This window comes from Alteromonas sp. KUL150 (assembly GCF_009811475.1).
Lineage (GTDB): Bacteria > Pseudomonadota > Gammaproteobacteria > Enterobacterales > Alteromonadaceae > Alteromonas > Alteromonas gracilis.
In genome coordinates this window covers 43232-50308 of record NZ_BLIJ01000040.1, presented here as the reverse complement: position 1 = coordinate 50308, position 7077 = coordinate 43232, and the positions used below count along the sequence as shown (strand labels likewise).

General features: G+C 41.3%; 7 protein-coding genes. 5 read left to right on the top strand and 2 right to left on the bottom strand.

Features of this window, described 5'->3' with window-relative positions; all coding sequences use genetic code 11:
- Positions 1 to 7 precede the first annotated feature (7 nt).
- On the bottom strand, positions 8 to 982 hold the full coding sequence (cysB, locus tag GVO62_RS09805) for an HTH-type transcriptional regulator CysB (RefSeq protein WP_105931301.1): 975 nt from the start codon (positions 980 to 982) through the stop codon (positions 8 to 10).
- Positions 983 to 1193: 211 nt separating this feature from the next.
- Between cysB and GVO62_RS09800 the strand changes: the two genes are divergently transcribed.
- Positions 1194 to 1898 (top strand): sensor histidine kinase, encoded by a 705-nt coding sequence (locus GVO62_RS09800; RefSeq protein ID WP_159118906.1) that lies wholly within the window; start codon positions 1194 to 1196, stop codon positions 1896 to 1898.
- 96 nt (positions 1899 to 1994) lie between these two features.
- Positions 1995 to 2753: a hypothetical protein gene (locus GVO62_RS09795; protein WP_159118904.1), complete on the top strand. Its 759-nt coding sequence runs from the start codon at positions 1995 to 1997 to the stop codon at positions 2751 to 2753.
- Positions 2754 to 2797: 44 nt separating this feature from the next.
- Here GVO62_RS09795 and GVO62_RS09790 read toward each other — a convergent pair whose 3' ends face one another.
- Positions 2798 to 3682: a LysR family transcriptional regulator gene (locus GVO62_RS09790; RefSeq protein ID WP_159118902.1), complete on the bottom strand. Its 885-nt coding sequence runs from the start codon at positions 3680 to 3682 to the stop codon at positions 2798 to 2800.
- Between the two features lie 120 nt (positions 3683 to 3802).
- On the opposite strand from GVO62_RS09790, the gene GVO62_RS09785 reads away from it, so the two are divergent.
- From GVO62_RS09785 to GVO62_RS09775, 3 genes are all read left to right on the top strand, one after another.
- A complete protein-coding gene (locus GVO62_RS09785) occupies positions 3803 to 4510 on the top strand; it encodes a CoA transferase subunit A (RefSeq protein ID WP_105931297.1) in 708 nt (235 codons plus the stop codon).
- Positions 4510 to 5163, top strand: a complete 654-nt coding sequence (locus GVO62_RS09780) for a CoA transferase subunit B (RefSeq protein WP_105931296.1) — start codon at positions 4510 to 4512, stop codon at positions 5161 to 5163. Before GVO62_RS09785 ends, GVO62_RS09780 begins: the two co-directional genes overlap by 1 nt.
- Before the next feature lie 373 nt (positions 5164 to 5536).
- Positions 5537 to 6865, top strand: a complete 1329-nt coding sequence (locus tag GVO62_RS09775; protein ID WP_159118900.1) for a DEAD/DEAH box helicase — start codon at positions 5537 to 5539, stop codon at positions 6863 to 6865.
- Positions 6866 to 7077 lie beyond the last annotated feature (212 nt).

Below are 7077 nucleotides of genomic sequence, written 5' to 3'. Positions count from 1 at the left end.
AATGGCATTATTTAACTGGTAACGTCACGCCCTTGAACATCTTTTCCACTTCTTCATTGTTTTTAAGCATCATCGCTTTCTCAACTTTATCCTTGGTCAGATGAGGAGCAAAGCGCTCAATAAAGTCGTACATGTAGCTTCTTAAGAACGACCCTTTTCTAAAACCAATTTTAGTGGTGCTGTAATCAAATAAGTGACTGGCGTCAATTTTAACTAAATCGTCGTCTAAATCTTCACTCACCGCCATTGATGCAATAACGCCAATACCAACACCAAGTCGTACGTAGGTTTTTATAACGTCGGCATCTGTAGCAGTAAACACTATCTTAGGCGTTAGCCCTGCTCTCTCAAATGCCTGATCTAATTCAGAGCGACCTGTGAAGCCAAACACGTAAGTAACCAGCGGATATTTCGCGATATCAGAAATGTCTATGGTGCCTTTTTGAGAAAGTGGATGGTCTTTATTAACAATCACACTGCGATTCCAATGGTAACAAGGTAACATTACCAAATCGTTATACAAATGAAGCGCTTCGGTGGCGATGGCAAAGTCAGCCTCGCCTTTCGCGGCTAAATCACTGATTTGAGACGGTGTGCCCTGATGCATATGAAGCGATACCTTTGGGTACTTCGTCATAAAACCTTGAATAACGTCAGGAAGTGCGTAACGTGCTTGGGTATGTGTTGTCGCTATGTTTAACTTTCCCTGATCGGGTAAGGTATGCTCTCTCGCGACAGCTTTTATACTTTCAACTTTTGCCAGAATTTCTCTGGCAATATTTACAACATCATTTCCGGCATCAGTCACGTGTGTCAGGTGCTTTCCACTGCGGCCAAATATCTGAACGCCTAACTCGTCCTCCAGCATGCGAACTTGCTTGCTAATACCGGGTTGTGAGGTATACAAGCTCTCTGCAGTTGCTGATACATTTAAATTGTTATTAAGGACTTCTACGATATACCGTAGTTGTTGAAGCTTCATATTTACACCGATTCTATAGAGAAAACTGACATTGTTCTTTCACCGTTATAACTAAAACGACTCATTTTTACTAGTTGCTATTACAAAAATCGCATTATAAAGTTGCATTTCGTTCATTTTCTTAAGATTTTAAGTAGTATTCCTTTGCTCTAAACGGAATTGTTCTACATTATGTTTTAGACAAAAAGCAATGTGCGGCAATACAAGGGTTATGACAAGTAGTAAGCAAGTGACATCCACAATAGACTTTTCCTCGGTGCTCGCCGCTGCAGTGCACGATATGAAAAACTCCCTGTTTTTACTCATACAGTCTATAGAGTCGTTAAGCGAAACACTGTCAGCAGAAAATGTGGAAGCACAAGAACAAGTTTCACGTGTTCACTACGAAGCCTCAAGATTAAATACCAACCTTGTCCAAATTCTTTCGCTTTATCGAGCAGAACTAGAAAGTTTGCCTATTACAGTAGATGAAAGTTTTATCAAAGATTTGGTAGAAGACGTCGTTGGTTCAAATACGCTTTATGTAAAACAAAAGAAAATAATGATTACCATAACTATCGACGAAGACCTAAGCTGGTATCTAGATGGTGAGCTTATTTACTTATTGCTAAATGATGTCATTATCAATGCAATGAGATACGGAACGTCAAAGATACATATATCGGCCAAAGTAGATAAAAGCGAAAAGTTGGTGATTATGATTGAAGACGATGGGCATGGATATCCTCAATCTATGCTCGATAAAAGTCATGAAGACTTATCTGATTTCGAGTTGAGCCAAGGCCGCACGGGGCTAGGTTTGTTCTTCGCTAAATTGATAGCCCGAGCACATTCTCAAGATAATAAAGAAGGTACGATTGCACTTTCTAATGGCGGGTCACTCGGTGGAAGTGTATTTGAAGTAAAAATACCGTAGTATTGTGCGATAAACGCATGTAATTCAAAAAGTAATGCCTAAAAATGTGAACGAGATGGCGTTACAAAAAAACAAAACATAGACGGAAACACACGCATGTACGTGATAATAATCATTTCAATTGTTGTTTTGCTCATCGCGGCGATCTTTATCAATGCAATGCAGCAACATCGTCAAAAGCAAGAAGCTGAGCGCAGAACAGAATTAGCCAAACAGCGCGTTATTGTTGATGAAACTGAAAAAGTCATAACATCAAGTATTAACATGCCGGTGTCATCCAGAATAATGGGCATCTTGCATAATCGCATGCTCAACGCACTGAAAGCTATGAATGAATTAGCGAGTACCACAGATTTAAAGCAACGAATTGTAAGTAGCGAACAAGCGATGACAGCAGCGCTTTCTGACAACAGCGGCTCTCTGAATGAATTTACGTTGCCGGATAACGACAAAATGATTATCCAATATATTCAGTCGGTGAAAAAGCTTCGTATTATGCTTCGTTCTGAGCATAGTAAAGGTCAAATTGACGCAAAAGTGTTTTCAGATGAAGATAAGCAGCTTGAGCGTTTGCAAGTAAAAGTAAATGTTGAAACCTTAATTAAGCGCGGTCGCGCAGCACTTCAAACCAATATGCTTGGCTCGGCGAGGCAATATTTCGAAAAAGCAAAAGCTGCGCTTGAAAACCAAAACCCGCAAGATGATTACTCAACATCTAAGCTTGCAACATTAAATGAATGGCTAAATGAAATTCAGAATAATTTGAAAAGCGTCAACGAAAAAGACCGTGTTAGAAAACAAGAAGAAGAAAGAGACGAATTGGACGAATTATTTGCGCCTAAGAAAAAGTGGTAACGCGCTGGTGTAAAAAATAAACGATGCTATACGCGTTTGGTCATCTAGGCATAATGCGCAATAGCCAAGTTCCACAACGACTGAGCAGGTATTGAAAGACTCTTCCTGGTATTTCTTATAAGGCCAATATTTTTTATCAGTGGTTCGTCGGATACCTCTTTGACCACTAATCCCAATCCTTCCATTTGCTTTTTACATATGGAAGGCATTATGGAAATACCTAGCCCATTTTGAATAAGCTTGCCAAGCGTTGATAACTGTCCAGTCTCTGCAACAATGTCAAGTTCTCCATGGGACGCTAGTTTTGTTTGCGTCCAATGCCTCACCGCAGAGCCTCTATTCATCATAACAAGGGGCAGCTTAAGGCAGTCTAACCACTTGACTTTCTCGGGGAGCAAAGACGCCTGTATTTCATTGGCCACCACAACAAATTGATCATCAAAAAGACGTTCAAAAATTAAACCGTCCTTCCGCTCTGGCTCAAACGAGAACCCAATTTCAGAGCGCCCTGTCGTAACCTCATGAATAACTTGTTCCATTACCACATCAACGATTCGTAAATTCACATTAGGGGCTCGTTGGTGAAATTGAAACAATATTTCAGGTAGATGAGCCTCTGCAAAAGAAGGCATTGCGCAAATTGTAAGATGCCCTTTCGCCATAGCAAATAAGTTTTGAATATCTGAAAAGGTGTTGTCCCAATCGTGTAAAAGCCGTACCGCATTGGGAAAAAGAACCTCGCCCTCTGGGGTGAGGCTTACACTACGAGTATTTCGCAGAAACAGTTTCCCACCAAGCTGTTCCTCCATTTTCTTTATAGCGGATGACAAAGCTGGTTGAGTAAGGTGAAGACTGACTGCTGCTTCAGCAAAAGTAGACGATTTCGCTACTTCTACAAACGCTTTTATTTGGCGATAAGACACGTCCATTGAATGAAAATAAACTCAACTATTAATAAATAATATTTATTAATAGTAAGAATAATTCGATTTTACAAATGTAGCAACAATGCTGATACTTATTTTTAACAAGAAAAGTGGAGAAGAAGTATGGCAGGATTTAACAAAGTTGTGTCGTCTTACGATGAGGCGATGTCCGGCTTAGAAAATGGCATGACCGTCATTGCCGGCGGCTTTGGTCTTTGTGGAATTCCAGAAGGACTAATAGGTCAAATCAAAAAGATGGGCACTACAGGATTAACGGTTGTATCAAACAATTGCGGCGTAGATGGCTTTGGCCTAGGCCTACTCCTTGAAGATAAGCAGATTGCTAAAATGGTGTCATCTTACGTTGGAGAAAACGCACTTTTTGAAAAACAGTTGCTTAATGGAGAGTTAGAAGTAGAGCTAACGCCTCAAGGCACACTAGCGGAGAAAATGCGCGCTGGAGGGGCAGGCATCCCAGCATTTTATACAGCAACGGGTTATGGCACCCCTGTTGGAGAAGGCAAGGAAGTAAAAGAATTTAATGGTCGCCCTTATATTCTTGAACATGCTATTACCGGTGATTTTGCTATTGTAAAAGCATGGAAAGCAGATACCTATGGCAACTGCGTTTATCGTCATACTGCGCAAAATTTTAACCCTATGGCGGCTACCGCAGGCAAAATAACGGTAGTAGAAGCAGAAGAGATTGTAGAGCCTGGCGAACTATCCCCTAGCGAAATCCACACTCCGGGTATTTATGTAAATCGCGTTATTAAAGGGACGTTCGAAAAGCGTATTGAGCGTCGTGTAGTTAGTAAGGAGACAGTGTAATGCTTAGCAGAGAACAGATAGCAATGCGCGTGGCCCAAGAGTTTAAAGATGGTGATTATGTTAATTTGGGTATAGGCATCCCTACCCTGGCTGCTAACTACGTACCTGATGATATTAGCGTAATGCTTCAGTCTGAAAACGGTCTTCTGGGAATGGGCCGCTATCCAACAGAAAGTGAAATAGACGCTGACATGATTAACGCCGGTAAAGAGACAGTTACTGCCATAACTGGCGCGTCTATATTCAGCAGTGCTGAAAGCTTTGCCATGATCCGCGGTGGTCACGTAGATTTCACCGTACTTGGCGCCTTCGAGGTCGACGTATCGGGAAATATTGCGTCTTGGATGATCCCTGGTAAATTGGTGAAAGGTATGGGCGGCGCTATGGACCTAGTAGCCGGTGCAAAAAATATAATTGTTACTATGACCCATACAGATAAGCACGGTAACCCCAAATTACTTAGTGAATGTACGCTTCCATTAACAGGTGTGAATTGTATTACGCGTATCATTACAGACTTAGCAGTACTCAGCGTTGAAAACGGCGCTTTTGTTCTTCAAGAGCGGGCACCGGGTGTTAGTGTTGACGAAATCAAAGAAAAAACCGGTGGAAAGCTTGTTGTTCCAGAAAACGTGCCTGAAATGAAGTTTTAACGACCACTATAGGTTTTGCTTGCATCAAATCAGTACACAATGGGTGTGGCTGATTAGTAGATGGTGTAAACGAGGTTTCATAACAGAAATGTATAGCTAACAAGCGTGTACAGCATGTCACCTGTTTTCTTGATGTGACATCTAATCTTACATGGCGGCTATGCCGCCATCCTATCTATTTCTTTAAATTACAATTAATTAGCTTCAGCTTTTGTAGAAATATAAACTAAAACGCTATTGCAAAAATGAGCCTTTAACGAAGAATTATTAACAACTGTTGCTCCCTTCTATTGTGCCATCTAATAAGCCTTTCATTAACCAGGGCATTAAGGGATAATATGCGCGTCCATCATTTAATTAAGGCCGTATCTTCTTGCTAGTTTCTGATTTACCTGTAAACCACAAAATTATTTCAAAGCTCGAAACAAAAAATATTTCGACGCTAACCGAAATTCAAGAGCGCACCATGCTTCCCGCAATTCAGGGGAAGGATATTATTGCGTCCTCTAAAACCGGGTCAGGTAAAACCTTCGCCTTTTTGGTACCTGCGATAAACAGGTTAATGTCTCAGAAAGCATTAAGTAAACAAGATCCACGTGCGTTAATTTTAGCACCAACCCGCGAGCTCGCTAAACAGGTATTCATTGAAGCTAAATCAATGTGTACCGGTTTAAATTTGACTTGCTCGCTTATTGTGGGCGGTGAAAATTATAACGACCAGGTAAAAGCTTTACGCCGCAATCCGCATATTATCGTCGGTACAGCTGGTCGTGTTGCAGACCACCTTTTAGATAAGAGCATGTATTTAAACGGTTTAGAATTGCTGATATTTGACGAAGCAGACCGAATGCTTGATTTAGGGTTTTCAGCGCAGTTAAAAATGATTAATGACTACGCTGACCATAGAAAACGCCAGACAATGCTGTTTTCTGCCACGCTTGACAATATCGAACTCAAGCACATGACGACTCAGTTAACCAAAGGAGCGGTACGGGTAGCGGTGGGAGACTCTACCGCAGAGCATGGTGATATTGTTCAGCAGTGTTTCTTTGCCGATAACGTTGAAAATAAAGATCAAATCTTACAGTTTGAATTAAGCAAACGTTCATACAATCAAGCCATTGTTTTTACCGCAACTCGCGAAGATACGGACAGGATTGCTAACCTATTAAATGAACAGAAGTTGGAAGCAATTGCCCTTCGTGGTGACATGCCGCAAAACCAGCGTGCCGCCGTAATGAGTGCATTTGCCCGCGGACAACATAGCATCCTAGTTACAACAGACCTTGCCTCTCGCGGTTTAGACCTTTCAAAAGTAGGTTTGGTTGTTAACTTTGACCTACCTAAAAACGCCGACGAATATATCCACCGAATTGGGCGTACAGGCCGTGCAGGACAAAAAGGTGAAGCTTTTTCATTAATCGGTCCTAGAGATTGGAGCAGCTTTGAAGGGCTTAAAACCCATCTTCAATATGCACTTGAGTGTTCAGCCCACGATGAATTTCCAGCAAGTTTCAAAGGTTTTACTCCTAAGAAAAAAGTCTCGAAAAAACCAGGCCTTTCAAACGGTAAAAAGCGAACGGCGAAGCCGGCTAAAAGTGGCGTTAAAAAGCGCGTTGATACTATGTCGGGTGAAGATATTGGTATGGTTCCCGTTAAACGTAAGCCAAGAAGTATCCAGTCGGATGACGACGACGAGTAGAGCTTATAAAAAGAGGCTTATACACTCGTAACCGCTAAGCATGGTTCTTCTATGCTTAGCGATGGCCGGTATATCATTCAGTTTTACAGAACATTTTTTTACATTCTTTTTCTGTAATCCGTCTCCAGTAAATGCTGTACTACGCGTTCAAAATAATTAACTTAGTAAACTACTCCACTAATACAAGCCAGTGACTTTTAAGGCATTGAAGC